This window comes from Neisseria leonii, from assembly GCF_028776105.2.
GTDB classification, from domain to species: Bacteria; Pseudomonadota; Gammaproteobacteria; order Burkholderiales; family Neisseriaceae; genus Neisseria; species Neisseria leonii.
Genome location: NZ_CP145606.1, coordinates 1,524,462 through 1,549,843, shown reverse-complemented (window position 1 = coordinate 1,549,843; position 25,382 = coordinate 1,524,462). Strand labels below are relative to the sequence as shown.

Annotated in this window: 22 protein-coding genes; 10 read left to right on the top strand and 12 right to left on the bottom strand. The window is 58.8% G+C overall.

The window, feature by feature from the left end; all coding sequences use genetic code 11:
- Window position 1 precedes the first annotated feature (1 nt).
- The 8 genes from nuoN to ORY85_RS07330 all read left to right on the top strand — a co-directional run bounded on the left by nuoN (window position 2) and on the right by ORY85_RS07330 (window position 6,959).
- Complete coding sequence (nuoN, locus tag ORY85_RS07365; protein WP_274571968.1) at window positions 2–1,444, top strand: NADH-quinone oxidoreductase subunit NuoN; 1,443 nt, start codon at window positions 2–4, stop codon at window positions 1,442–1,444.
- 105 nt (window positions 1,445–1,549) lie between these two features.
- Window positions 1,550–1,849: a DUF2818 family protein gene (locus ORY85_RS07360; RefSeq protein ID WP_274571967.1), complete on the top strand. Its 300-nt coding sequence runs from the start codon at window positions 1,550–1,552 to the stop codon at window positions 1,847–1,849.
- Window positions 1,850–1,898: 49 nt separating this feature from the next.
- Complete coding sequence (gene proB, locus ORY85_RS07355; RefSeq protein ID WP_274571966.1) at window positions 1,899–3,023, top strand: glutamate 5-kinase; 1,125 nt, start codon at window positions 1,899–1,901, stop codon at window positions 3,021–3,023.
- Between the two features lie 73 nt (window positions 3,024–3,096).
- Window positions 3,097–4,128, top strand: coding sequence for a nitronate monooxygenase family protein (locus ORY85_RS07350; protein ID WP_274571965.1), 1,032 nt, complete (start codon window positions 3,097–3,099; stop codon window positions 4,126–4,128).
- Between the two features lie 140 nt (window positions 4,129–4,268).
- Window positions 4,269–4,967, top strand: a complete 699-nt coding sequence (gene phoB / locus ORY85_RS07345; protein WP_274571964.1) for a phosphate regulon transcriptional regulator PhoB — start codon at window positions 4,269–4,271, stop codon at window positions 4,965–4,967.
- 2 nt (window positions 4,968–4,969) lie between these two features.
- On the top strand, window positions 4,970–6,313 hold the full coding sequence (phoR, locus tag ORY85_RS07340; protein ID WP_274571963.1) for a phosphate regulon sensor histidine kinase PhoR: 1,344 nt from the start codon (window positions 4,970–4,972) through the stop codon (window positions 6,311–6,313).
- 28 nt (window positions 6,314–6,341) lie between these two features.
- Window positions 6,342–6,464 carry a hypothetical protein gene (locus ORY85_RS07335; RefSeq protein WP_274571962.1) on the top strand — a complete coding sequence of 41 codons (123 nt, stop codon included), beginning with the start codon at window positions 6,342–6,344 and terminating at the stop codon, window positions 6,462–6,464.
- A gap of 114 nt (window positions 6,465–6,578) precedes the next feature.
- Window positions 6,579–6,959 (top strand): hypothetical protein, encoded by a 381-nt coding sequence (locus tag ORY85_RS07330; RefSeq protein ID WP_274571961.1) that lies wholly within the window; start codon window positions 6,579–6,581, stop codon window positions 6,957–6,959.
- 96 nt (window positions 6,960–7,055) lie between these two features.
- On the opposite strand, the gene ORY85_RS07325 is transcribed toward ORY85_RS07330, so the two are convergent.
- The 8 genes from ORY85_RS07325 to ORY85_RS07290 all read right to left on the bottom strand — a co-directional run bounded on the left by ORY85_RS07325 (window position 7,056) and on the right by ORY85_RS07290 (window position 12,028).
- A complete protein-coding gene (locus ORY85_RS07325; RefSeq protein WP_274571960.1) occupies window positions 7,056–7,292 on the bottom strand; it encodes a hypothetical protein in 237 nt (78 codons plus the stop codon).
- Between the two features lie 335 nt (window positions 7,293–7,627).
- Window positions 7,628–8,281, bottom strand: coding sequence for a site-2 protease family protein (locus ORY85_RS07320; RefSeq protein ID WP_274572003.1), 654 nt, complete (start codon window positions 8,279–8,281; stop codon window positions 7,628–7,630).
- A gap of 110 nt (window positions 8,282–8,391) precedes the next feature.
- Window positions 8,392–9,012, bottom strand: a complete 621-nt coding sequence (locus ORY85_RS07315) for an L-threonylcarbamoyladenylate synthase (protein ID WP_274571959.1) — start codon at window positions 9,010–9,012, stop codon at window positions 8,392–8,394.
- A 228-nt stretch (window positions 9,013–9,240) separates the two neighbouring features.
- Window positions 9,241–9,684, bottom strand: a complete 444-nt coding sequence (locus tag ORY85_RS07310) for a tetratricopeptide repeat protein (RefSeq protein ID WP_274571958.1) — start codon at window positions 9,682–9,684, stop codon at window positions 9,241–9,243.
- A gap of 284 nt (window positions 9,685–9,968) precedes the next feature.
- Window positions 9,969–10,346: an adhesin gene (locus ORY85_RS07305; protein WP_274571957.1), complete on the bottom strand. Its 378-nt coding sequence runs from the start codon at window positions 10,344–10,346 to the stop codon at window positions 9,969–9,971.
- 147 nt (window positions 10,347–10,493) lie between these two features.
- Window positions 10,494–11,339 (bottom strand): PHP domain-containing protein, encoded by an 846-nt coding sequence (locus ORY85_RS07300; protein ID WP_274571956.1) that lies wholly within the window; start codon window positions 11,337–11,339, stop codon window positions 10,494–10,496.
- A 265-nt stretch (window positions 11,340–11,604) separates the two neighbouring features.
- Window positions 11,605–11,811, bottom strand: coding sequence for an oxidoreductase-like domain-containing protein (locus ORY85_RS07295; RefSeq protein ID WP_274571955.1), 207 nt, complete (start codon window positions 11,809–11,811; stop codon window positions 11,605–11,607).
- The gene (locus ORY85_RS07290; RefSeq protein ID WP_274571954.1) at window positions 11,795–12,028 is read right to left on the bottom strand and encodes an RNA-binding S4 domain-containing protein; all 234 of its coding nucleotides are present in this window, start codon (window positions 12,026–12,028) and stop codon (window positions 11,795–11,797) included. Before ORY85_RS07290 ends, ORY85_RS07295 begins: the two co-directional genes overlap by 17 nt.
- 165 nt (window positions 12,029–12,193) lie before the next feature.
- Between ORY85_RS07290 and dnaE the strand changes: the two genes are divergently transcribed.
- Both dnaE and ORY85_RS07280 read left to right on the top strand, forming a co-directional pair.
- On the top strand, window positions 12,194–15,622 hold the full coding sequence (dnaE, locus tag ORY85_RS07285; RefSeq protein WP_274571953.1) for a DNA polymerase III subunit alpha: 3,429 nt from the start codon (window positions 12,194–12,196) through the stop codon (window positions 15,620–15,622).
- 530 nt (window positions 15,623–16,152) lie between these two features.
- Window positions 16,153–18,981 carry a valine--tRNA ligase gene (locus tag ORY85_RS07280; RefSeq protein WP_274571952.1) on the top strand — a complete coding sequence of 943 codons (2,829 nt, stop codon included), beginning with the start codon at window positions 16,153–16,155 and terminating at the stop codon, window positions 18,979–18,981.
- A gap of 509 nt (window positions 18,982–19,490) precedes the next feature.
- Here ORY85_RS07280 and ORY85_RS07275 read toward each other — a convergent pair.
- The 4 genes from ORY85_RS07275 to ORY85_RS07260 all read right to left on the bottom strand — a co-directional run bounded on the left by ORY85_RS07275 (window position 19,491) and on the right by ORY85_RS07260 (window position 25,333).
- Window positions 19,491–20,435 (bottom strand): ABC transporter ATP-binding protein, encoded by a 945-nt coding sequence (locus ORY85_RS07275; protein ID WP_274571951.1) that lies wholly within the window; start codon window positions 20,433–20,435, stop codon window positions 19,491–19,493.
- Window positions 20,436–20,444: 9 nt separating this feature from the next.
- Window positions 20,445–21,983, bottom strand: a complete 1,539-nt coding sequence (locus ORY85_RS07270; RefSeq protein WP_274571950.1) for an iron ABC transporter permease — start codon at window positions 21,981–21,983, stop codon at window positions 20,445–20,447.
- 7 nt (window positions 21,984–21,990) lie between these two features.
- The gene (gene mnmG / locus ORY85_RS07265; RefSeq protein ID WP_274571949.1) at window positions 21,991–23,877 is read right to left on the bottom strand and encodes a tRNA uridine-5-carboxymethylaminomethyl(34) synthesis enzyme MnmG; all 1,887 of its coding nucleotides are present in this window, start codon (window positions 23,875–23,877) and stop codon (window positions 21,991–21,993) included.
- Between the two features lie 154 nt (window positions 23,878–24,031).
- Window positions 24,032–25,333 carry an aminoacetone oxidase family FAD-binding enzyme gene (locus ORY85_RS07260; RefSeq protein WP_274571948.1) on the bottom strand — a complete coding sequence of 434 codons (1,302 nt, stop codon included), beginning with the start codon at window positions 25,331–25,333 and terminating at the stop codon, window positions 24,032–24,034.
- Window positions 25,334–25,382: the final 49 nt, after the last annotated feature.

Sequence of the window (25,382 nt, the reverse complement as noted above, 5' to 3'; positions counted from 1 at the left end):
GATGAACGTAACCGGTTTGAATTTAATCAGCGCATTGCCCGAAATCGTTTTGCTTTCGGCTTTGTGTACGATATTGCTGGCGGATTTGTGGCTGAAGGATGCGCAACGCCACATTACCCACTATCTGAGCCTGGGCGCGCTGGTTTTGACTGCCGCCGCCCAATGGGCGGTGTGGCAGAGCGGCAGCAGCGCAGCTTTCGGCGGTATGTATCTTTCAGACGGCATGGCGCAGTTTGCCAAGATGAGTATGTACGTCGCCCTGTTTGCCCTGCTGGTTTACGCCAAGCCGTATAATCAGGCGCGCGCGATGTTTCAGGGCGAGTTTTATACGCTGTCGCTGTTTGCCCTGCTGGGTATGAGCGTGATGGCTTCGGCCGGCCATTTTCTGACGGCCTATATCGGCTTGGAACTGCTTTCGCTCGCGCTGTACGCCATGATTGCCCTGCGCCGCGATGCGGCCGATGCGGCCGAGGCGGCATTGAAGTATTTTGTGCTGGGTGCGCTGGCTTCCGGCCTGTTGCTGTACGGCATTTCGCTGATTTACGGCGCCGCCGGTTCGCTGGATTTCGCCCGGATCACGGCCGCCGTCCATGCCGGACAGGCCAACGGTCTGCTGCTGTTGCTCGGTACGGTGTTTGTGGTGGCGGCGTTGGCGTTCAAACTCGGTGCGGTGCCGTTCCATATGTGGGTACCCGATGTGTATCAGGGCGCACCCACATCAGTGGCCGCGCTGGTGGGTACGGTGCCCAAAGTGGCGGCGGTGGTGTTTTCGTTCCGCATCTTAATCGGCGCTTTGGAGGCTTATGCGGGCGAATGGTCGCCCATGCTGGCGGTGTTGGCGGTGGTATCGCTGCTGGCGGGTAATCTGGCGGCCGTGATGCAGACCAATATCAAGCGTATGCTCGCGTATTCGACCATTTCGCATATGGGCTTTGTGCTGCTGGCATTTATGGGCGGCATATGGGGTTTTTCCGCCGCCATGTATTATGCCGTTGCCTATTTGGCGACCGGTCTGGCCGGTTTCGGCATTCTGATGCTGTTGTCGGACGAAACCGGCGAATGCGAAAACATCAGCGATTTGAACGGGCTGAACCAGCGCAACGCATGGTATGCCTTCCTGATGCTGCTGGTCATGTTTTCGATGGCGGGCATTCCGCCGCTGATGGGTTTTTACGCCAAATTCGCGGTACTCAAAACCCTGCTGGCGCAAGGCCATATCTGGCTGCCGGTTTTTGCCGTGCTGATGAGCCTGATCGGCGCGTTCTACTACCTGCGTGTGGTCAAAGCCATGTATTTTGACGAGGCGGGCAACCGTGGCGCGGTGGCGGGCGATTCTGCCGCCAAAGTGCTGTTGTCGGCGAATGCGCTTTTGCTGCTGGTGTGGGGTATATTGCCGCAGAGCGTGATGGACTGGTGCGTACGCGCGCTGCAAAATGCGTTCTGAACCATCATTTTTTAACGGACGGCAGCCCAAACGGCTGCCGCTTTGGTTAATATTGAGCCTTCTGCCGCTTTGCATGGGCGGCTGTTGCAAACAGGAAAGCAAATCATGACCGCACCGATGTATATTCTGATTGTTCTGGCATTGATTTTCGCCAATCTGCCGTTTGTCGTGCCGCGCTGGTTCGGCGTAGTGCCTCTGGCAGAAAAACGCTTTGTCCACCATCTGACCGAACTGGCGGCGGGGTATGCGCTGATGGCCGCGCTGGCGTATCTGCTGGAAAGCCGCGCGGGCAGCGTGTATCCGAAAATCTGGGAATTTTTTGTGATTACCGTCTGCCTGTATCTGGTGGCGGCTTTCCCCGGATTCGTATGGCGTTATTTCTGGCAGGTCAAACACAAACAGTAAAGGCCGTCTGAAACGGGCGGGACAGTGTGTTCAGGCAAAAGGATACGGAATGAAAACGGGAAACGAATTGCAGCTGGCCAAGCGGATTGTCGTCAAGGTGGGTTCCAGTCTGGTAACGGCCGGGGGCAGGGGCATCGACCAAAAGGCGATTGAGCGTTGGGCGGCGCAGATTGTCGAACTGAAAGCGCAGGGCGTACAGGTGGTGTGGGTGTCCAGCGGCGCGATTGCCGAGGGCATCAAGCGTTTGGGTTGGACGGCGCGCCCCACCGCGCTGAACGAATTGCAGGCCGCCGCCGCCGTCGGCCAGATGGGCATTGCACAGGCGTATGAAAACGCGTTCCGCCCCTACGGCGTGCATACGGCGCAAATCCTGCTTACCCACGACGATTTGAGCAACCGCACCCGCTATCTTAATGCGCGCAGTACGCTGAATACCTTACTGGCCAAAGGCATCGTGCCGGTCATCAACGAAAACGACACGGTGACCACCGACGAAATCAAGCTCGGCGACAACGACACTTTGGGCGCGCTGGCGGCCAATCTGGTGGACGCCGATGCGCTGCTGATTCTGACGGATCAAGACGGCCTCTACGACAGCGACCCACGCAAAAATCCGCAGGCAGCATTCATCAGCCGTATCGAAGCCGACCACCCCGATTTGGAGCGTATGGCGGGCGGTGCGGGCAGCGGCGTGGGTACGGGCGGCATGTACACCAAAGTGCGCGCGGCCAAGCGGGCGGCTCTGGGCGGGGCGGTAACCGTGGTGGCGTCGGGCAGCGAGGAAAATGTTTTGCTGCGCCTGTTTCGCGGCGAATCCGTCGGCACGCTGTTTACCAGCAGCCACAGCCGCGTAGCCGCACGCAAACAGTGGCTGCTCGGCCATGTTCAGACGGCCGGGCGCGTGGTGGTGGACGCAGGGGCGGAAAAAGCCCTCACCGAAGGGCGGCGCAGTCTGCTGCCGGTGGGCTGCACCGCCTGTGAAGGGCATTTCCGGCGCGGCGAGTTGGTGGCCGTGGTGGGGGCGGACGGAAACGAAATCGCGCGCGGCCTGGTGAATTACGGCAGCGGCGAGCTGGTGCGGATCCTGAGGACACCTTCCGAGGGCATTGCCGGGAAACTGGGCTACGCATTGGAAGACGAAGTGATACACCGCGACAATATGGCACACTGGTAAAAGAGGCCGTCTGAAAACCGCCGCAAACGGGTTTCAGACGGCCTTGAAACATGAATGCGACACGGAGACAGATATGTTCGGACGATACGGTTTGATTCAGGCACCGATGGCCGGTGTACAGGATTCCGCATTGGCGGTTGCCGCCTGCCGTGCCGGGGCGGTGGGTTCGCTGCCGGCCGCCATGCTGGACGCGGAAACGCTGGCGGCGGAATTGGCACGGATTCAGGCAGCGGTCGGAACGGCCAAATACAATGTCAATTTTTTCGCCCACCGTACGCCGCAGATCAGTGCGGCACAACGCGATGCGTGGCATCAACAGTTGCAGCCGTATTTCGAGGCTTTCGGCTTGTGCATGGCGGATATTCCGGCAGACGGCGGCCGCCGCCCGTTTGACGGTGCCGCGCTGGACGTCGTGCGCCGCTTCCGCGTGCCGGTCGTCAGTTTCCACTTCGGCCTGCCCGAACCGCACCTGCTGGCGGCACTCAAAGCCTGCGGTGTCGAAATCTGGTCGAGCGCGACCACGGTGGAAGAGGCGGTGTGGTTGGAGAAGAACGGTGCCGATGCCGTGATTGCGCAGGGCTTGGAAGCGGGCGGGCACCGGGGTATGTTTCTCAGCCCCGACGTAACGCGCCAAATGGGGCTGTTTTCGCTGCTGCCCAATATCGTGCGCGCGGTATCGTGCCCGGTTATTGCCGCAGGCGGCATCGCCACACCCGAAGCGGTGTCGGCGGCCAAAGCGCTCGGTGCGGCGGCGGTTCAGGCCGGGACGGCTTTCCTGCTGGCCGACGAAGCGAAAACGTCTGCCGCCCACCGTGCCGCGCTGCAAAGCGCGCAGGCACACGATACGGTGCTGACCAATCTGTTCAGCGGCGGTTTGGCGCGCGGTATCCGCAACCGCTTTATGGATGAAGCCGGACCGGTCAGCCCGTATGCGCTACCGTTCCCGGCAGCAGGTGCGGCGGCCGGTATGCTCAAAGCCGCCGCCGAACGGGCGGGCAGCAGTGCATTTTCGTCATTTTGGGCGGGGCAGAGTGCGGCGTTGGCCACAAGCGGCAGCACGGCGGAAATTGTGCGTTATCTGACGGGCGGTGGATCTGTCATCTGAGGCGGTTTCTTTGTCATATTTTAGACATCTCGGCAGCGTATGCTTGTCTGAATCGGTAAAAGTCGTCGGGCGGTATGCCGTCTGCGGGTACTTTTGCCGGATAAACAGACTGGAATTAACCTAAAACGGGAACGAAAAACATGGCTGATGTGCGCATATTGGTGGTCGAAGACGAAGAATCGATTCAGGCGCTGATCCGCTTTTCTTTGGAACAGGCGGGTTTTGTGGTAGAGACGGTAGAGAGTGTGGAGGCGGCCAAGCCGCTTCTGGCGGCGGCGCTGCCCGATGTGGTGCTGGTCGACTGGATGCTGCCGGGAGCTTCGGGCGTGCAGTTTGTGCGCCAGCTGCGGCAGGAAGAGCGCAGCCGCGACCTGCCGATTATTTTGCTGACGGCACGCAGCGAAGATGCGGATAAGGAGCAGGGGCTGAATCAGGGTGCCGACGATTATCTGACCAAGCCGTTTTCGCCGCGCGAGCTGGTGGCACGCATCAATGCCCTGCTGCGCCGCCGTGCGCCGCAGAAAACCAGCGAGTGCATCGAAATCGAGGGTTTGAAGCTGGATCCGTCTGAGCAGCGTGTTTTCGGCGGCAGTATACCGGTCAATTTCGGCCCGACCGAGTTCAGACTGCTGCATTTTTTTATGACGCACACCGAGCGGGTTTACAGCCGCCGCCAACTGCTCGACTTGGTGTGGGGCGACCATGTGTTTGTCGAGGAACGCACGGTGGACGTGCATATCCGCCGCCTGCGCCGCGCGCTCGAACCCAGCGGGTATGACGGCTTTATCCAGACCGTGCGCGGCTCGGGTTACCGCTTTTCATCGAAAAAGGCCGTCTGAATATGCAGAAGTTTTGGTGGGCGTTGTCCAAAGGGCTGTTTGCACTGTTGCCGGCCGCGCTGGCCGGCTACGCGGTATACGGCTGGGCAGGGCTGTTTGCCGCCGTGGCGGCGGTGCTGGCGGTGCAGTTGGCGGTGCAGCTTTATTATACTGCGCGCCTGTCGGCTTGGCTGGCCTATCCGAAAAGCAGCAAAATCCCCGCCGCAGACGGCCTGTGGGGCAGTGTGTTCGACCGTCTGCTGGCACAGAACAAAAGCCGCAAAAAGCGCAAGCAGAAGCTCGCGCAGGCCTTGCAGCGTTTCAACCGCGCGGCCGAGGCCATGCCCAACGCTGTGATGATTCTCGATGCGGAAGGCCGTATCAGCTGGATGAACAGCCTGGCCGTGCAGTATCTGAATCTGGATTTCCGCGATTGGGGCGGTATTCTGCACAACGTCGTGCGCCTGCCCGAATTTCAGAGTTTTCTGGCCGCACCGGTGCAGGAGGCGGCCGAACTGAAACTGACCCTGCCGCGCCGGCCGGTGGGCGAACGGCATTTGCACTGCCTGCTGGTGCCGTTTGAGCGGGGCAGCCGCCTGCTGATTGTGCGCGATGTCAGCGAAGCGGAAAAACTCAATGCCACGCGCACGGCGTTTGTCGCCAATGTCTCGCACGAGCTGCGTACCCCGCTTACCGTCATTAACGGCTTTCTCGAAACCATCGCCGATATGCCGCAGATGCCGCCGGAGCAGATACAGCAGTTTGTCGCCATCATGCGTAAGGAAGGCAGCAGAATGCAGACGCTGCTCTCCGACCTGCTCACGCTTTCACGTCTGGAATCGGGCGTGCCGGGCGAGCCTGTGCCGCTGGATTTGTCGGCACTGGCCGCCTCGCTGGTGGAAGAAGGATCGCGCCTTTCAGACGGCCGCCACCGTATCCGCAGCCGTATCACGCCCGATTTGTGGGTAAACGGCGTTTATACCGATCTGTACAACGCTTTGAGCAATATTGTTTTCAATGCCGTGCGCTATACGCCCGCAGGCGGAGAAATCGAGGTGTCGCTGGAACCGCTGCTTCCGGGCAATCCCTTCATGCTGCCCGATGTGCGTTTTGCGGTGCGGGACAACGGGCCGGGCATTGCCGCCGAACACCTGCCGCATTTGGCCGAGCGGTTTTACCGCGTGGACAAAGGCAGAAGCCGCCAGAGCGGCGGTACCGGCCTGGGCTTGGCGATTACCAAACACGCTCTGGCCGAACACGGCGCGGTCTTGCAGATTGACAGCGAAGTGGGCGTAGGCAGCGAATTTTCCACCGTACTCAAACAGAGTGCGCCGGCGTGGTGTGGGACGGCGGAAAGTGCGGTATGATGATTCTTTGTCCGACAGGATACGGAGCATGAAAACCGCCATCACCGCCTTTTTAACGTCCGCCCTGCTGGCTGCCTGTGCCACGGGCGGCGGCAACAGTCAGATTTACGGCCAAATCAGCGCCGGTGTGGAAATGTCGCGCAGCCGTTAGCCTGCCGTAACACATTGCGTTTATCCGCAGACGGCAGGCCGTCTGAAACGGGCAAGTGTTTCTTTGTACCGCTCATAATGAGGATTTGAGTTCTTCATCGGAAAATGGACTAACATGAAGAAAAGCATATTCACAGCATTCAGTTGCATGGCAGGGCTTCTGCTGCTGTCTTGCCAAAGTGGAAAAAACGGGACACAGACCGATATCAAGGAAACCGGCAGAATCACACAAGATACAGCTGAAACCGGCATCAAAGACCAAGCTGAATACCTGAAAGAATATTTGAAAAAGAAAAAGCTTTCCGGGGAAGAGTTGATGAAAACGGCAAAGGAAAGGGGAATCCCTTACAGAAAAGAAGAAAATGGTGCTGTGTATGAGCTTCAAGGTTTTGATGGCAAGGGAATGCCGCTGTATTACAGTACAATGCCCGCAAGCCCCCGATTTCAGATAGAAAAAGGCACTGTAAAAATACAGAAAACAGACAAAATGCAGTAACCGCAGGCCGGATGCTTGATCCGGCTGTCCGGTTCCGACAAATTTCAAAAACGAGCCCCGCCGGCTGATTATCCGGCGGGGCTGCTCACTTTCGACTTACAGGCGTGCTTCGTAACGGCCGATGCGTTGGTAGGACGAATCTGCCTGGGATTGGTCTTGGCTGCCGGTGTAGCGGACTTTCAGGCTGTCGTCCTGTTTCGGGTTACGGTCGGTCAGTTTGGTTTCATGGATTTCCTGCAAACCGGCAACCTGTTGCAGGCGTGCGGGAATGTCGGAAGCAAAAGCGGCCGAAGCGGCAGACAGGGCGATCAGGGTCAATACGGTTTTTTTCATGATAAATATCCTTACAGATTGTTTTTGCCATCAAGGAACAGATGTTGCTGCTCCTGTTGCATTGCATTGTAGGGATATTACACGGCAGGATAAATGGGGATTTTATTGATTGAATATTTCCTATTTGGAAATATTGATGTCATATTTTGGGTTATGGTTTCTTTTTGTGAAATATTGTTATCGCTTGGCAGCTGCCGCAGCCGGGATTCGAGAATCGGCCTGTGCTTTGGCGGGACGCGGCCTGTTTGCAAAACGGGGTGGCAATCCGTATGGGGTAGTTCACGTCAGTGCCGGATGCGGATAGCACGAATCCGTTTCAGACGGCCTTTCGCCCATCAGCCGCCGAACAGGCGCATAAACTGATTGACTGCGCCGAAAATCAGCATCAGGAAAGGCTGCATGATTTTGCCCAGCAGGCCGGTTATCAGCAGGATAACGATGATCCACATGCCGTAGGGCTCGATTTTGCGGAAATTCATCGAAGCGCGGGCGGGCAGGAAGCTGTCCACAAAACGGCCGCCGTCCAGCGGCAGAACCGGCAGCATATTGAGTACGAACAGTACGGCGTTGATGGAAATACCGTATTGCGCCATCTTGCCCAGCGGGAATTGGAAACTTTCGGGTACCAGCGGTGAGAGTCCCATCAGCACTGCCCAGCCGAACATCATGGCCAGATTCGCCAGCGGTCCGGCTACGGCCACCATACGCATACCCATCCGCATATCGCGGAAGTGGCGCGGCACGACGGGAACGGGTTTGGCCCAGCCGAACAGAAAACCGGTGGTAAAAAACATGACTGCGGGCACGACGATGGTGCCGATCGGATCGATGTGTGCCAGCGGGTTGAGCGTCAGGCGGCCGAGCTGTTCGGCGGTGCGGTCGCCGTAGTGGCGCGCCATATAGCCGTGGGCGGCTTCGTGTACCGTAATCGCCAGCAGGACGGGCAGCACGGCCAGCAGAAAAATGCCCAAATCGAAATTTTGCATGATTATCCCTTGTTATGCTTTTCAATCAATGAAACCGGCATCATGGAGGCCGTCTGAAAATCGGCCTCAGATGACGCGGTTGCAGGCATTCAGACGGCCTGACGGGTGGAATCTTACAGGCCGAACAGGCTTTTGTCGCCCTTGCCTTCGCGTATGAGTTCGACACCGTCGGTCATATCAATGACGGTGGTCGGTTCGGTGCCGCACCAGCCGCCGTCGATGACCAAGTCGACGCTGTGTTCGAGGCGGTCGCGGATTTCGTAAGGGTCGGTTAACGGTTCGTCGTTTTCGGGCAGCATCAGGGTGCAGGAGAGCAGCGGCTCGCCCAGTTCGGCCAGCAGCGCAAGGGCGGTTTGGTTGTCGGGTACGCGCAGGCCGATGGTTTTGCGTTTGGGGTGCAGGGTGCGGTTGGGCACTTCTTTGGTGGCGGGCAGGATAAAGGTGTAGCTGCCGGGGGTGGCGGCTTTCAGTTGGCGGAACTGACTGTTGTCCACTTTGGCGTAGGTGCCCAGTTCGCGCAAATCGGCGCACATCAAGGTCAGATGGTGTTTCTGGTCGATTTGGCGGATACGCAAAATGCGCTCCATCGCTTCTTTGTCGCCCAGGCGGCAGCCGAGCGCGTAACAGGAGTCGGTAGGGTAAACCGCCACGCCGCCCTGTCTGATGATGTCGGCGGCCTGTTTGATCAGGCGCTCTTGCGGATTGTCGGGGTGTATTGCGAAAAATTGTGCCATTTCCGGCATCCTTTCCTGTTGTCATCTGCCTGTCGCAACAGCATCAGGCCGTCTGAAAACGGCCTGATGTGTTCAAACGGCACGGGAAGCACCAAGTCCGTAGGTCGGATTCTTGAATCCGACATTTCCGACACCGTTTCTAAATTGCCGGATTGACTGTCGGATTCAAGAATCCGACCTACAGTAATTCAGACGGCCTTGCTTGAACACCAAGTCTCGGTCGGCGGCTTATCTGTTCATCTGTTCCAACTGATTTAAAGCCTCCACAGCTAATTTGCGGGCTTCCTGATTCTTATTTTGTGCGGCTTTTTGCAGCCAGAAACGGGCTTGGCCGAAGTCCTGCGGCACGCCTTCGCCACTAAAATACATGGCACCGATAGTGATTTGTGCTATGGCAGCACCCTGTTCTGCGGCCTTGCGGAACCAAGTCAAAGCCTGACCATAGTCCTGCGGCACACCGTCGCCTGTCATATACTTGACACCGATCAGGTACTGCGCAACCGCATCTCCCTGCCCGGCTTTCGGCAAGAGCAAACGGAATGTTTCTGTATAGTTTCCGCTTTCATAGGCGGTCTCTGCCGCTTTGAAATCTGCCGGACCGGCCGCGGGGGCGGACAGGCAGAGCAGGGCAGCGGCGGCCGGCGCAAGCAGTTTGCAGGGCGTAAAATTCATTTTGTGTTCTTAAATTAAAGAAAAATAAGAAACGGCAGACTGTTGCAAGGCAGCCGGTTTTTAGGGCAGAACTGTACGGCAGATTGCACCACAATTATAGCAGTATGGACTTTTCTTTGCTTGGGCAGGCGGTTGACGGCCGGCATCCGACAGGATTTCGGGCGGACGGCGGAGTGGATGCCGTTCGGGCATCGTTGTGTCGGCAAACGGTATGGCTTTATTGTGAATATATTTCAGGCCGTCTGTTTGGATTTCAGACGGCCTGACGGCGGAGCATGCCCGATTTAGCGCGGTTTGCAGGATTTGTAGAGAATTTCCGAAGCCGGAGAGGTGATCATCACGGCTTTTTTGCGTACGTTGCTGCGGGTCATGCCGTCGGTGCTCAGCGAGAAGTTGTTTTCGTCGCCGAAAATGGTGTCCACATTGTCCGAACGGTGCAGATTAATCGGCATATGGCGGGTTTTGCCGTTTACATGGGCTTCGGCGTAAACGGGCAGTTTCTGCTTGTTGAAACCGTAGGTAACAGTGATTTTTTTGCCTTGCTGGCAGGTGTATTTGACGGCGGTTCTGCTGACGGCGGTGTCCGAGATGTTGTTGGCCTGTGCCATGCCTGCGGCCAAAGAGGCAACGGTAAAGAGTGCGGCAGATAAAACTTTTTTCATATCGGATCCTCTGAAAATATTTGACAGTTGAATCGGTATCCGCCCGTAGGGCGGTACGTCCGCTTCGCAGTATAATGCCGCGCCTGCGGAGGAAAACGGCAATCAATGCAATTTTGTGTAAAAGCAGCAGGGGGCGAATCTGTCTTGTCAGACGGTATGGGGTTCGCGGAAGGCCTGCCAGACGGGGCGGCAGTTGGCGGGCAGTTCGGGGCAGGCGCCCAATATGCCGCCTCCGTAATCTCCGAGCCGGTGGAAATCGCTGCCTGCGCTGGCCATCAGGCCGCAGCGATCGGCCAGTAGGGCGTAGTTCATGCGGTCGTTTTTGTCGCTGCTGCCGCTGTGCACCTCGATGCCCGCGCCGCCCAAGGCTTTAAATTCTTCAAACAGGTTGCGTTTGGCGGTGGCGGAAAAACCGTAGCGCATGGGGTGGGCGATGACGGCCAGTCCGCCCGCGCCGTTGATGGCGGCAACCGCAGAAGGCAAATCCGTCCATTCGTGCGACACGGCGGCCGGTTTGCCGTCGCCCAGATATTTGGTAAACGCCTGCTGCTTGTTGCGCACAAAGCCCTGTTTCATCAGATATTCGGCAATGTGGGTGCGCGAGGCCATTTCGGGGTTGGCGGCCTGTGCCAGCGCGCCTCCGTATGCCCCCGTGATGCCGAGTTTTTCCAGTTTGGCGGCGATGGCAGCCAGGCGTTTCAGACGGCCTTGGCGTACGGCGGACAGCAGGTTTTGCAGATCAGTGTCGGTGTCGTTGAAATCCAGTCCGACGATGTGGATGGTGCGTTTGCGCCACGTAACGGAGATTTCCACGCCGTTAATCAGGCGCAGGCCGCATTTTTGTGCTTCTGCACGCGCTTGGGCGAGGCCGCCGGTGTGGTCGTGGTCGGTCAGCGCGAGCAGGGTGCAGCCGTTGGCGTGTGCCAGGCGGACGACTTCGGCAGGACTGAGTGCGCCGTCGGAAATATGGGAATGGCAGTGTAGATCAATCATGGTGTCCGAATCCCGGCCGTTTGAGATATGGTAGGTCGGATTCTTGAATCCGACAATCAGAGAACAACAATACGGGCATTGAAATCAGCTTATCGTTTTACAGTGCGCACGTTATAGCCGTGTCGGATTCGAGAATCCGACCTACGGTAATCTTCGCAGAAACCGTGTAACGCGTTTTTACTTCGCAAACCCGCTTTGCGGGTTTTAGCTTCGCAGAAACGCACACCGTTCGTTTTAGCTGCGCAGAAACCCGCTGCGCCCGTTTTCAGACGGCCTGTTTGTTTTCGGCCAGCTGTTTCAGGCGGTTTTGCTGGGCAAGGTAGGCGGCTCTGCTGTTGCTGTAAATCGTTTGGATACAGGCATCGCCGCATTCGCTGCCGCAACATTCCCAATCTGCGGGGGCTTCGGGTTCTTCCAGCAGGGTTTCGCCCAGAAGGGCGGCCAGCCGCGCCTGTTCAGCTTTCGGGATCATCGCCGTTTTCCACTTCCAGAACCGCGCCGTCCAGTTCGATCACTTCGCCGCCGCGTATTTTGGCGGTTTTGCGGGTTTCGACCGTGCCGTTGCGCAACACCCGCCCGTCGGCAATCAGGGCTTTGGCCTGTCCGCCGCTCTCGGCGAGTCCGGCCAGTTTGATGAGGTCGCACAAGGCGATGTATTCGCTCTCTTGCAGGTAAACGGTGGCGTGCATGACGGTGTCCTCAGGGTTGGTTTGCGGGGTATTTTACGCCATTTTGCCGGCGGCGGCAGGCCGTCTGAATCGGCTGATGCGGTTTTTCAGACGGCCTCAGGCCGATAGCACGGCCGGGTGTTCGCTGCTACAATGATGCGTTTCCCGCCATCTTGCCCGTTGATTATGAGCGATCCCGTTTATGTCCCCCTGCGCCTGCATTCCGAGTTTTCTATTACGGACGGTACGGTGCGCATCAAGCAGTTGATTAAAAAGGCACAAGGTTACGGCCTGCCCGCTTTGGGTATCAGCGATCTGATGAACCAGTTCGGGTTGGTGAAATTTTACAAAGCCTGCCGCGCGGCGGGCATCAAGCCGTTGGCTGCGGTGGACGTGCGGCTGGAAAACCGCGAAAAGCCGGAGCAGCCGTTCCGCGCACTTTTGCTGGCGAAAAATCAGGCGGGCTATCTGCGCTTGAGCGAGCTGCTCACTGAGGCGCACAGCCGCCAGCAGGACGGCCTGCCGCCGTATCTGCGCGAAGCGTGGCTGGACGGCGGCGACAACAGCGGCCTGCTGTGCCTGTCGGGCGCGCATTTGGGCGAGGTGGGCGTGAATCTGATGTTGGGGCACGATGCGGCGGCCAAAGCGGCGGCGCAGAAATATGCGGCATGGTTTCCCGATGCGTTTTATCTGGAACTGCAACGGCTGCCGGGACGGCCGCAGTGGGAAACCGCCGTATCGGGCAGTTTGGCTCTGGCGGCCGAACTGGATCTGCCCGTCGCCGCCACGCACCCGACCCAGTTTCTCGAGCCGGACGATTTTCAGGCGCATGAAGCACGGGTGTGTATTGCCGAAGGTTGGGTATTGGCCGATAAAAAACGGCCGCGCGATTTTTTCCCCGGCCAGTATTTCGCTTCGCCCGAAGAGATGGCCGAACGTTTTGCCGATATACCCGAAGCCCTGCAAAACACGGTGGAAATCGCCAAACGCTGCAATCTGACACTGACTCTGGGCAAAAATTTCCTGCCGCTGTTTCCCACGCCCGAGGGTATGGGCTTGGACGACTACCTGCGCCAGCTGGCCAACGAAGGTTTGCAGGAGCGTATGGCGCAGCTGTATCCCGATGCGGACGAGCGCGCCTCGAAGATGGCCGAATATCAGTCGCGTTTGGATTTCGAGCTGGACATCATTATCCAGATGGGTTTTCCCGGCTACTTCCTGATCGTACAGGACTTTATCAACTGGGCGAAAGAAAACGGCTGTCCGGTGGGGCCGGGGCGCGGTTCGGGCGCGGGCTCGCTGGTGGCCTATGCGTTGAAAATTACCGATCTGGACCCGCTTAAATACGCGCTGCTGTTCGAGCGGTTTCTGAACCCCGAGCGCGTGTCCATGCCCGATTTCGATATTGATTTCTGTCAGGCCAACCGTGGGCGCGTAATTGAATATGTGCGCGACAAATACGGTGCGGGCGCGGTCAGTCAGATTGTTACTTTCGGCACGATGTCGTCCAAAGCGATTATCCGCGATGTCGGCCGTGTGCTGGAACTGCCGTTCGGCCTGTGCGACAAATTGTCCAAACTGATTCCGCTGGAAGCCAACAAGCCGTTGAGTCTGGAAAAAGCGATGGCCGCCGAGCCGCAGATTCAGGAGTTGATTGATGCGGAAAATGCGCAGGATCTGATTGATCTGGCCAAGCGGTTGGAAGATTTGACGCGCGGCCTCGGTATGCACGCGGGCGGCGTGCTGATTGCGCCGGGCAAGATTTCCGATTTCTGCGGCGTGTATCAGGCCGACGGCGAAGCCGCGCCCGTGTCGATGTACGACAAGGGCGATGTGGAGGATGTCGGCTTGGTGAAGTTCGACTTTCTCGGCCTGCGCAACCTGACCATTATCGAAATGGCACAGCAGAATATCCGCCGCACAACGGGGGAGGAAGTCGATGTCAATTTTATCCCGCTCGACGATCAGGCGGCCTATAAAATCTTCCGCGATGCCAACACCACCGCCGTTTTCCAGTTTGAATCGACCGGCATGAAGAAAATGCTGAAAACGGCGCACACCACCAAATTTGAAGAGCTGATTGCGTTTGTGTCGCTCTACCGTCCCGGCCCGATGGACAATATTCCCGATTTCGTCGCGCGCATGAAGGGGCAGACGTTCCAATATATCCACCCGCTGCTGGAACCGGTGCTGTCGCCCACCTACGGCATTATGGTTTATCAGGAACAGGTGATGCAGGCGGCGCAGATTATCGGCGGCTATTCTCTGGGCGGCGCGGATCTGCTGCGCCGCGCGATGGGTAAAAAGAAACCCGAAGAGATGGTGAAGCACCGCGAAATTTTCGCCCAAGGTGCGGCGGAAAAAAACATTCCGCGCCAAAAAGCCGATGAAATTTTCGACTATATGGAAAAGTTTGCCGGCTACGGTTTCAACAAATCCCATGCCGCCGCCTACGCGCTGATTTCCTATCAAACCGCCTGGCTCAAAGCGCACTATCCTGCCGAATTTATGGCCGCCACCATGTCGAGCGAGTTGACGGATACCGAGCAGCTCAAACTGTTTCACGACGATGCGCGCGCCAACGGTATCCGCTTTCTGCCGCCGGACATCAATGAATCCGACTATCTGTTTACGCCCGACAACGAACGCCGTATCCGTTATGCGCTGGGTGCGGTTAAAGGCGTGGGCGAGGGCGCGGTGGCGGCGGTGGCCGAAGCCCGTGCCAAAGGCGGTGCGTTTGTCAGTCTGTTCGATTTCTGCGAACGGGTGGGCAAAGAGCACATCAACAAGCGCACGCTCGAATCCCTAATCCGCGCCGGTGCATTCGACAGCATTGACGACAACCGCGCCGCCCTGCTGGCGAATGTGGATCTGGCGATGCGCAGCGCGGAGCAGAACGCGGCCAATGCCAATCAGGGCGGGCTGTTTGATTTTGCCTCTGATGCGATGGCCGAAATCGAAATGGTGCCGGTGCCCGCATGGCGCGAGGCGGTGAAGCTGGCGGAAGAAAAACAGGTTATCGGCTTTTATTTTTCCGGCCACCCGTTCGGCCCGTTTGCCGATGAAGTGCGCCGCTTTGCGCCCGTACCGTTAGGCCGTCTGAAAACGGGGGACAGCGTGCGCGTGGCCGGATTTGCCACCGCCGTGCGCACCATGATGGGCAAACGCGGCCGTCTGGCGTTTGTTACGCTGGAAGATCAGGGCGGTCAGGTGGAAGTGCTGATCAGCGGCGAGACGCTGGAACACTACGGTGCGCTGCTCAAAAGCGATTGCGTGCTGATTATCGAAGCCAAAATCATGCGCGACGATTACGGCGGCGGCGACGGTTTGCGCATTATGGCCAACAGCGTGATGACCTTGCAGCAGGCGCGGGAAAAATATGCCCGTTCGCTGACGGTGCGCTTTACCCCCGGCTGCGATGCGGCGGGCGCGCTGGCTTTGTTGCAGGAATACGCGGGCGGTACGGCCGACCTGCCGCTGCGGGTGTGGCTGGGCAACGATGCGGCCCGGGGCGAATTGGATTTGGGACACGCCCGCCGTGTGCGCGCCTCGGCCGAGTTATTCGAGCGTTTGGGCGATATGCTGGGCGAGTACTATGTTTCTATCGGTTGGTAGAGCGGGTTTTTGTGCGGATTCGGAAACGGCAGCCTGAATTTTCCCGAATCTGTTCTCGGCGGCAGGTGTGTTGCGGCCGGTGGCGGATTCGGGGTGTAGGGTTTGCCGATTGGTGCAATAGCTTGATGATCCTGCCAAATAGAGCGGTATGGACGAGGCGGTGCAGCGTGAGTCGGGCGATTCAGACGGCCTTTGGCTAAGGCTTGCTGCACCTATTCCGGTTTGCTCATGGTCGGATTCGAGAATCCGGCCTACGGTTTCCTGTTGCGACAGACAGACAGCCGCCGACACGGTGCGATTGCCACCCCGTCCGTTTTAGCAACAAACCATGCGTTTCCCCCAATGCGTAGGTCGGATTCTCGAATCCGACTTTTTCTTCACCGCAATCTTTAAACCTGTCAGATGAACGGTGTCGGATTCAAGGATCCGACCTACGGTTTCTTTTCGCAGAAACCCGCTTTGCTCGTTTTTAAGCGGGCTTATCCGTTATAATTCCGTTTATTCTTCATTTCTCAGAACGTATCCGCATTATGTTAAACAAATACAATCCCGCCGAAATCGAAGCCAAGCATTATCAGCATTGGGAAAACCAAGGTTATTTCCGGCCGCATATGCAGCCGGGCGAGTCGTTTTCCGTCCAACTGCCGCCGCCGAATGTTACCGGTACGCTGCACATGGGTCATGCCTTCAATCAAACGATTATGGACGGCCTGACGCGCTATTACCGCATGAAAGGCCGCAACACCTGCTGGATTCCCGGAACAGACCACGCGGGCATTGCCACGCAGATTGTGGTGGAACGCCAATTGGCCGAACAGGGCATTTCGCGCCACGATTTGGGGCGGGAAAAGTTTTTGGAAAAAGTGTGGGAATGGAAGGAGCAGTCCGGCGGCACGATTACGCAGCAGATGCGCCGCATGGGCTGTTCGGCCGATTGGAGCCGCGAATATTTCACGATGGACAGCGTGCGTGCCGACACGGTTACCGAAGTGTTCGTGCGCCTGTTTGAGCAGGGGCTGATTTACCGCGGCAAGCGTTTGGTGAACTGGGATCCCGTGCTGGGTACGGCCGTTTCCGATTTGGAAGTGGAAAGCGTGGAAGAGCAGGGGTCGATGTGGCATATCCGTTATCCTGTGGCGGACAGGCCGTCTGAAAGCGTGATTGTGGCGACCACGCGCCCCGAAACGCTGCTGGGCGATGTGGCGGTGGCCGTCCACCCCGAAGATGAACGGTATGCCCATCTGGTCGGCAAAGAGCTGCTGCTGCCGCTGACGGGGCGTACCATTCCCGTGATTGCCGATGAATATGTGGATAAAGACTTCGGCACCGGCTGCGTGAAAATCACGCCCGCCCACGATTTCAACGACTACGAAGTCGGTAAGCGCCACGATACCCGATTAATCAATGTATTTGATTTGGAAGCCAAAGTATTGGCCGAAGCCGAAGTGTTCAACTATAAAGGCGAGGTTCAGACGGCTGTTGCCCTGCCCGAAGCCTATGCCGGCCTCGACCGCTTTGCCGCGCGCAAACAAATCGTTGCCGATTTGGACGCACAAGGGCTGTTGGCCGAAGTGAAGCCGCATACACTGATGACGCCCAAGGGCGACCGCACCGGCTCCGTTATCGAGCCGATGCTCACCAGCCAATGGTTTGTCGCCATGTCTGCCGTACCAAACGGCGGCGAACCCGAGAGCGAGTTCCAAGGCATGAGCCTCGCGCAAAAAGCCAGACACGCAGTGGACAGCGGGCAGGTGAAATTTATCCCCGAAAACTGGGTCAATACCTACAACCAGTGGATGAACAACATCCAAGACTGGTGTATCTCGCGCCAATTGTGGTGGGGGCATCAGATTCCCGCCTGGTACGATGCAGACGGCCGTGTTTTTGTCGCCCGCAATCAGGCCGAGGCGGAAAAGCTGGCGGGCAAAACCGGCCTGACGCGCGACGAGGATGTACTCGATACTTGGTTCTCCTCCGCTCTCGTGCCGTTTTCCACACTCGGCTGGCCGTCTGAAACCGATGAACTGAAAGCTTTTCTTCCCTCAAGCGTGCTGGTAACCGGTTACGAAATCATCTTCTTCTGGGTGGCGCGCATGATTATGATGACCACCCACTTTACCGGCAAAGTGCCGTTTCAAGATGTGTACATTCACGGCATGGTGCGCGACCACGAAGGCAGAAAAATGTCCAAATCCGAGGGCAATGTGATTGACCCTGTGGATTTGATTGACGGCATCGAACTCGAACCGCTCCTGATTAAGCGTACCACCGGCCTGCGCCGTCCCGAAAAAGCACCGCAAGTCATTGAGGCGACGAAAAAACTCTTTCCGGAGGGCATTCCCGTATTCGGTACCGACGCGCTGCGCTTCACGATGGCCAGCTACGCCAGCCTGGGGCGCAGCATCAATTTCGACTTCAAACGCGCCGAAGGCTACCGCAACTTCTGCAACAAATTGTGGAATGCCACCAATTTCGTGCTGATGAATGTGGAAAACCGAGATTGCGGTTTGGACGAAAGCGCGCCGCGCGCCTATACCTTTGCCGACCAGTGGATTATCGGCCGCCTGCAGCAGGTGGAAACCGCCGTGGCCGAAGCGTTTGATACCTACCGTTTCGACCTGGCCGCGCAAACGCTGTACGAATTTGTGTGGAACGATTTCTGCGACTGGTATATCGAGCTGGCCAAAGTGCAGATTCAAACCGGCTGCCCGGCCACGCAGCGCACCACCCGCCATACACTTGTGTGCGTGTTGGAAGTGATTCTGCGCCTGCTGCACCCGATTATGCCCTACATTACCGAAGAGCTGTGGCAGACCGTTGCGCCGCTGGCCGGTGCCAAGCACACCGACAGTATTATGACTGCCGCATGGCCGCGTGCCGAGCCGGAAAAAATCGTTCAGACGGCCTTTGACAAAATGGCCGCGTTGCAGGATTTGATCGGCGCGGTGCGCAATCTGCGCGGTGAAATGGGCATTGCGCCGAATGTGAAAGCACCGCTGTTCATCGAAGGCAATGCCGACGAAAGCCTGCTCAAATACCTGCCGTCGATGACCCGCCTGACCGAAGCGAAGCCTGTCGGTGTCCTGCCCGAGGGTGAAGACGCCCCTGTCGCCGTCTGCAACGGCGTACGCCTGATGCTGAAAGTGGAAATCGACAAAGCCGCCGAAACCGCCCGCCTGAACAAAGAGGCGGAAAAACTGCAAAAAGCCTTGGACAAACTGACCGCCAAACTGGCCAAACCCGGCTACACCGAAAAAGCCCCCGCTCATCTGGTGGCCAAAGACCAAGCCGAATTGGCTGACTTGCAGGACAAAGCGGCCAAAGTCGCGGCACAGTTGGCGAAGCTGCAAAACGGATAAGCGGATTTTTTCGGGTAAACAGATGCCGTCTGAAATTTCAGACGGCATTTTTTTGCATCCGTTCGGTCGGATTCTCGAATCCGGCATGATTATAAACATGGCATGGTGGCGGAAAGAGCCATATCACACCTGTTTTCGGCGGGGTGTCGGATACGAGTATCCGACCTACTGATTCGGATAGGGTTGGCGGTCTGCCTGCTCGGATAATGGGCGTAGTCGGATTCTTGAATCCGACTCATGAGCTTTGGGTTCTGATTCTGAATGGGTGGGCAATGGTCGGCAAATTGCGGTGTTTTTGCGGCAGGTAAAGGCCGTCTGAAAATCGGGAAACCGGTTCAGACGGCCTTTTTGATGGGGTTGACGGATATGGGCAACGGGTATCCGTGCAAAGGGTAGGCCGGATTCCCGAATCCGGCGCTATCAATGAAATGGTTGTCGGGTAATCAATATCTTTACCTGCTTTTGGAGGATTGTCGGATACAAGTATCCGACCTTGGATGCGGTATGGTTCACGCGGCGGGGTCGAATATGACGACGGCGGTCCGGTCCACAGATATGTTCAGCAGGCTGCCGGTTTCGGGGACGGCGGCAGACGGCGGCAGCGGCATATGCAGGCTGCCCCATTCGGGGTGTTGCACGATGATCTGGCTGTGTTGCGGGTGGAGCAGGATCCGGCTGACGCGCGACGGTGTGCCGTTTTCAGACGGCCTGACGGCCTGCGGCGGGATATAGTGGTCGGGCGAGACATTGGCCAAGCCGAGCAGGCGGGCGGCGTCGGCCGAGGCGGGACGGTGCAGCAGTTCGGCGGGTGCGCCCTGCTGAATGATGCGGCCGTTCTGCATCAGGGCGATTTCGTCGGCCATTTGCAGGGCTTCGGCTGGGTCGTGGGTAACCAGTACGGCGGGAATGTTGCGGTGGCGGATTTGGGCCAGTGTGAGCGTGCGCAGGTCGTGGCGGCGGTGGCTGTCGAGATTGGAATAGGGTTCGTCCAACAGCAGCAGTTCCGGTTCGATCAGCATGGCGCGTGCCAAGGCCGCGCGCTGCTGTTCGCCGCCGGACAGGCTGTCGGGCATACGCTGTGCTTCGTTTTCCAAGCCGATGTCGGCCAGTATGCGTGTGATGCGTGTGCGGCGTTCGGCGGCGGGGATACCGTGCATGGCCGGGCCGAAAGCCAGATTTTGTGCCACGGTCAGATGGGGAAACAGGGCGTAGTCCTGAAACATCAGGCCGGTGCGGCGGCGTTCGGGCGGGATTCCGGTAACGTCGCGGCCGCCGATGCGGATTTGCCCGCTGTCGGGTCGGACCAGCCCCGCCGCCATGTGCAGCAGGGTGGTTTTGCCGCCGCCCGATGCGCCCAATACGGCCAGCAGGCGGCCGGCGGGAACGGTCAGCGAAATGTGGTCGGCTACGGTTTTGGTGCCGAAAGTTTTGTGCAGGCGTATCAGTTCGAGCATGGCGGGCTTTCAATAGGGTGGCGGCCTTTGTTCCCGGGGGTCGAGCAGCAGGAAGACGGCGGCGGCCAGCGTCATCAGGGCGGCGGTCAGCACCATGGCTTTGTCGTGGTTGTCGCTGCCGGCGGTGCCGAGATATTGGTAGATCAGGGTGGTCAGAGTGGTCCATTCGGGGCGCGAGAGAAACAGGGTGGCGGCAAATTCGCCCGCGCAGGTGGCGGCGGCCAGTGTGGTACCCCGGCGTACGGCGGGCAGCAGCAGCGGGGCGGTGATGCGCAGGGCCGTCTGAAAACCGCCTGCCCCCAGCGTTTGCGCCGCACGGGCGTAGCGTTCGGGCAGCGCGTCCCAGGCGGCGAGCAGGTCTTTGGTGATAAACGGATAGGCCAGCAGCGCGTAGGCGGCAATCAAAAGCGGCAGCGAAGCCGTCCATTGGGGATAAAGCAGCAACAGGCCGAAAGAAATGCACACCGGCGAAACCATAAACGGTAAAAACGTGATGCCGCGCAGCCACGGCATCCGCCGCGCCAGAGCGGCATGGCTGATACCGAGAATCAGGGCGGGCGGTATGGCGGAAAAGGTAAAACGCAGCGTGTTGGCGGCGGCGGACAAGGTGTCGGTTTCCAGCAGTACCCGCCACGAAGCCCCCGCTGTGGCGGCCTGTGCCCATACGGCGGCCAAAGGCAGCGCGCAGCAGACGGCCAAGACGGCGGCCGCAGCGGCAATGGCCGCATAATGCAGCGGGCGGGACGGTGCCTGCGGCGGCAGCGGCACAATCCGGCGGCCGCTGTGGGTGCGGCGGCTGAAAAACGCATAGGCCGCGCCCGAGACCAGCGTGATGCCGAGCGAAAGCCACACCAGAACGCCGGCCTGCGCCATGTCCAGTTCCACAGTAATCAGGCGGTAGATTTCCACTTCGACGGTGCTGTAAGCCGTGCCGCCCAAGAGCAGGGCCAGGCCGAAGCCGGAAAAGCAGTACAGGAAAACGAGGCACATACCGCCTGCCAGCCAAGGCCTGAGCACGGGCAGTTCAATGTGGCGGAAACGCGCCCACGCACCCGCCCCCAGCGTTTGCGCGGCCGTCAGGCGGGCGGCGGGCACTTGGTTGAACCCCTGATAGGCGGCGCGCACCAACACGGGCAGGTTGAAAAACACATTGCCGTAAAGCAGCAGATAGGGCGTGTCCCGGCCGTCTGAAAACAGCAGGCCGTTGGTTCCGAACAGCGCCAATACGCCCATGCCCGCCACCAACGTGGGCATCACAAAGGGCAGCATCAGCAGGCGCAGTATCAGCGCACGGCCGGGAAATGCCAGCCGTGCCAGCACCCATGCGGCCGGTACGCCCAACAGCAGGGTCAGCACGGCGGTAACCGCGGCCTGCACCACCGTCCACACTATGCGCCCGCGGATATAGCCGTCGGCCAAAACGTCTGCCCAAACGGCACCGCCGCTGCCGTCGTCATACAGCGACAGCGCGCCCAGCGGCGCGGCCACCATCACCAGCAGGAAACCCAGCGGCAGCAGGGCAAGGCAGAATGTGGACAGACGGTGCATGGACGGTTTATTCCGCGTCTTTGAAACCGCGTTTCAGATGCACCAGCAGCAGCGCGACGGCAGCAGGCGTGATGCCTGAAATGCGTGAGGCCTGACCGACGGTTTCGGGGCGGTGCCGGTTCAGCTTCTGCTGCACTTCGGTCGACAGACCTTTGACTTTGGCGTAGTCGATTTCAGACGGCAGTTTCAGCGTTTCGATGTCGCGGCGGTTTTCGATTTCCTCGTTTTGGCGGTCGATATAGCCTTGGTATTTCACTTGGATTTCCACCTGCTCGGCAACGTCTTCGGCCGGATTTTCAGACGGCATCGCACCGTCCAGCGTCATCAGCGCGGCGTAACCGACATTTGGGCGGCGCAGCAGGTCGTGCAGATTGGCTTCGCGCGACAGTTTTTGGCCGAATACGCGGATTTGTTCGCTTTCGGCCAGTTTTTGCGGTGTATACCAAGTGCTTTTCAGGCGTTGGATTTCGCGCTCAATGGCTTCGCGTTTTTCGTTGAACGCGCGCCATTGCGCTTCGCCGACCAAGCCGATTTTGTAGCCGTCTTCGGTGAGCCGCATATCGGCGTTGTCTTCACGCAGCTGCAGGCGGTATTCGGCGCGGCTGGTGAACATGCGGTAGGGTTCGTTCACGCCTTTGGTAATCAAGTCGTCCACCAGTACGCCCAAATATGCCTGCTCGCGGCGCAGCAGCAGAGGCTCTTGCCCGCGCACATACTGCACGGCGTTCGCGCCCGCCAGCAGGCCTTGTGCGGCGGCTTCTTCGTAGCCCGTGGTGCCGTTAATCTGTCCGGCGAAGAAGAGGCCTTGGACGGTTTTGGTTTCGAGGCCGGCTTTGAGGTTGCGCGGGTCGAAATAGTCGTATTCGATGGCGTAGCCGGGGCGCAGGATATGGGCGTTTTCCAGGCCTTTCATCGAGCGCACCAGCGCGATTTGAATATCGAACGGCAGGCTGGTGGAAATGCCGTTGGGGTAGTATTCGTGGGTGGTCAGGCCTTCGGGTTCGAGAAAAATCTGATGGCTGTCTTTGTCGGCGAAGCGGTTGATTTTGTCTTCGATGGAGGGGCAGTAGCGCGGCCCCACGCCTTCGATTTTGCCGGTAAACATCGGGCTGCGGTCGAAACCCGAACGGATAATCTCGTGCGTTTGCAGGTTGGTATGGGTAATCCAGCACGATACTTGGCGCGGGTGCATTTCGGCATTGCCGCGTACCGACATCACGGGTGTCGGCGTGTCGCCGGGCTGTTCTTCCAATTGGGAAAAATCAATCGTGCGCCCGTCGATGCGCGGCGGCGTGCCGGTTTTCAGGCGAGAAACGGGCAGGTTCAATTCTTTCAGACGGCCGGACAAACCTTGTGCGGCCGGGTCGCCCGCACGGCCGCCCGCATAGTTTTCCAAGCCGATATGGATTTTGCCCGCCAGAAACGTGCCGGCGGTCAACACCACGGCGCGGGCTTTGAACGCTACGCCCATCGCGGTTTTCACGCCGCTGATGCGTTCGCCGTCGAGCGTGATGTCTTCCACTGCCTGCTGAAAGAGTTCGAGATTTTCCTGATTTTCCAGCATTTCGCGGATGGCGGCTTTATACAGAATACGGTCGGCCTGCGCCCGCGTGGCTCGCACCGCCGCGCCCTTGCTGGCGTTCAGGCGGCGGAACTGGATACCGCTCATATCCGTCGCCAGTGCCATCGCGCCGCCGAGCGCATCGACTTCGCGCACCAGATGGCCTTTGCCGATGCCGCCGATGGAGGGGTTGCACGACATCTGGCCGAGGGTTTCGATATTGTGGGTAAGCAGCAGCGTTTGCGCGCCCATACGCGCGGCCGCCAGTGCGGCTTCGGTACCGGCGTGGCCGCCGCCGACGACGATGACATCGTAGGTTTTGGGGTAAATCATGATCTTGAATGTGCAGAGAAAAATAGCGTGATTGTACGCGTTTTTCAGACCGTCTGAAAAGGCGGGCGGCATAGGCGGCAGGCGGTGCCTGTATGTGCTGGTTGTGCTGCTGCCGGATCAGGCCGTCTGAAATGCAGTATTTGGGTGTTCTGACTCAGGCGGCTTTGGCGGTTTCGGCCATATGGCGTGCCGCGCATACGGCCGAAGACCAGGCCCATTGGAAATTGTAGCCGCCCAGCCAGCCGGTAACGTCCATGACTTCGCCGATAAAATACAGGCCGGCGGTGAGTTTGCTCTGCATGGTGCGCGTGTCGATTTGGGAAACGTCCACGCCGCCCCGGGTCACTTCGGCTTTTTTGTGGCCGTCGCTGCCGGAGGGCAGAACCGTCCAGCAATTGAAGCTGCCGCCCAGTTGCGCCAAAACGGTATCGGGGGTGTCCGCCCAGTTTTTTTCTGCATACGCCGCCGCGCTGCTGCGGGCGAGCCACAGCGACAGCAGGCGGTCCGGCAGGTGGGGGCAGAGTTGTTTGAGTGCGGTTTTCAGACGGCTTCTGCTGCCCGCCTTGCCCCTGCACAGCCGTTCGGCCAAGTCCATATCGGGTGCCAGATTGATTTCGAGGATTTGCCCGCTTTGCCAATAACTGGAAATCTGCAAAACCGCCGGGCCGCTCAAACCTTTGTGGCGGAAGAGCAGATCTTCGTCAAACCACATCATGCCGCGCCCGTGTGCCGTGCCGATGCGCACCGGCAGGGCAATGCCCGCCAAATCCGCATAGCCTGTCTGTTCCCAGTTTTCAAAGCGCAGCGGTACCAATGCGGCCTGAGGCGGGACAACGGTATGGCCGAACTGTTTGGCGGTTTCGTAGCCCAGCGGCGTGGCACCGACGGCCGGAGCGGCCAACCCGCCGGTGGCCACCACCAAAAAACGGCTGTGCAGGATTTCCTGATCGGTTACCGTTGCAAAAACGGTGCGGCCTGGCGGGCTGTCCTGACGTTCGGACGGTTCGGATACGGCGGTTTGGCGGATTCGGCGGCCGGTATGCCAGTCGACATTTCCGCTGCGGCATTCGGTTTGCAGCATGGCGATGATGTCTTGCGCGCTGTTGCGGCAAAACAGCTGGCCTTTGTGTTTTTCCTGATAAGCTATGCCGTGGCGGTCGAGTAGGGTGGTGAAGTCGGCGGCGGTGTAGCGCGCGAGCGCATGGCGCACAAAGCGCGGCTGTTGCGAAACATAAAACGGTGCGGGGTCCCGTCCGTCGATCAGGCGGTTGGTGAAATTGCAGCGGCCGCCGCCGGAGATGCGGATTTTTTCGCCGATTTTCACCGCATGATCAACCAAGGCCACCCGCAGCCCCTGCTGTCCGGCCTGTGCGGCGCACATCATGCCCGCCGCCCCCGCACCGAGTATGACTGCATCGTATTGTTTGACCGTGGCCATTTGTTTGACCGTCGCCATGCTGCCGTCCCGTTTGGAAAAAACGCCTATTGTACTGGCGGCGGGCTGG

Bases quoted from the DNA above. Each gene is read 5' to 3' on its own strand.
- nuoN (WP_274571968.1), top strand. From the start codon at position 2: ATGAACGTAACCGGTTTGAATTTAATCAGCGCATTGCCCGAAATCGTT.
- ORY85_RS07360 (WP_274571967.1), top strand. From the start codon at position 1,550: ATGACCGCACCGATGTATATTCTGATTGTTCTGGCATTGATTTTCGCC.
- proB (WP_274571966.1), top strand. From the start codon at position 1,899: ATGAAAACGGGAAACGAATTGCAGCTGGCCAAGCGGATTGTCGTCAAG.
- ORY85_RS07350 (WP_274571965.1), top strand. From the start codon at position 3,097: ATGTTCGGACGATACGGTTTGATTCAGGCACCGATGGCCGGTGTACAG.
- phoB (WP_274571964.1), top strand. From the start codon at position 4,269: ATGGCTGATGTGCGCATATTGGTGGTCGAAGACGAAGAATCGATTCAG.
- phoR (WP_274571963.1), top strand. From the start codon at position 4,970: ATGCAGAAGTTTTGGTGGGCGTTGTCCAAAGGGCTGTTTGCACTGTTG.
- ORY85_RS07335 (WP_274571962.1), top strand. From the start codon at position 6,342: ATGAAAACCGCCATCACCGCCTTTTTAACGTCCGCCCTGCTGGCTGCC.
- ORY85_RS07330 (WP_274571961.1), top strand. From the start codon at position 6,579: ATGAAGAAAAGCATATTCACAGCATTCAGTTGCATGGCAGGGCTTCTG.
- ORY85_RS07325 (WP_274571960.1), bottom strand. From the start codon at position 7,292: ATGAAAAAAACCGTATTGACCCTGATCGCCCTGTCTGCCGCTTCGGCC.
- ORY85_RS07315 (WP_274571959.1), bottom strand. From the start codon at position 9,012: ATGGCACAATTTTTCGCAATACACCCCGACAATCCGCAAGAGCGCCTG.
- ORY85_RS07310 (WP_274571958.1), bottom strand. From the start codon at position 9,684: ATGAATTTTACGCCCTGCAAACTGCTTGCGCCGGCCGCCGCTGCCCTG.
- ORY85_RS07305 (WP_274571957.1), bottom strand. From the start codon at position 10,346: ATGAAAAAAGTTTTATCTGCCGCACTCTTTACCGTTGCCTCTTTGGCC.
- ORY85_RS07300 (WP_274571956.1), bottom strand. From the start codon at position 11,339: ATGATTGATCTACACTGCCATTCCCATATTTCCGACGGCGCACTCAGT.
- ORY85_RS07295 (WP_274571955.1), bottom strand. From the start codon at position 11,811: ATGATCCCGAAAGCTGAACAGGCGCGGCTGGCCGCCCTTCTGGGCGAA.
- ORY85_RS07290 (WP_274571954.1), bottom strand. From the start codon at position 12,028: ATGCACGCCACCGTTTACCTGCAAGAGAGCGAATACATCGCCTTGTGC.
- dnaE (WP_274571953.1), top strand. From the start codon at position 12,194: ATGAGCGATCCCGTTTATGTCCCCCTGCGCCTGCATTCCGAGTTTTCT.
- ORY85_RS07280 (WP_274571952.1), top strand. From the start codon at position 16,153: ATGTTAAACAAATACAATCCCGCCGAAATCGAAGCCAAGCATTATCAG.
- ORY85_RS07275 (WP_274571951.1), bottom strand. From the start codon at position 20,435: ATGCTCGAACTGATACGCCTGCACAAAACTTTCGGCACCAAAACCGTA.
- ORY85_RS07270 (WP_274571950.1), bottom strand. From the start codon at position 21,983: ATGCACCGTCTGTCCACATTCTGCCTTGCCCTGCTGCCGCTGGGTTTC.
- mnmG (WP_274571949.1), bottom strand. From the start codon at position 23,877: ATGATTTACCCCAAAACCTACGATGTCATCGTCGTCGGCGGCGGCCAC.
- ORY85_RS07260 (WP_274571948.1), bottom strand. From the start codon at position 25,333: ATGGCGACGGTCAAACAAATGGCCACGGTCAAACAATACGATGCAGTC.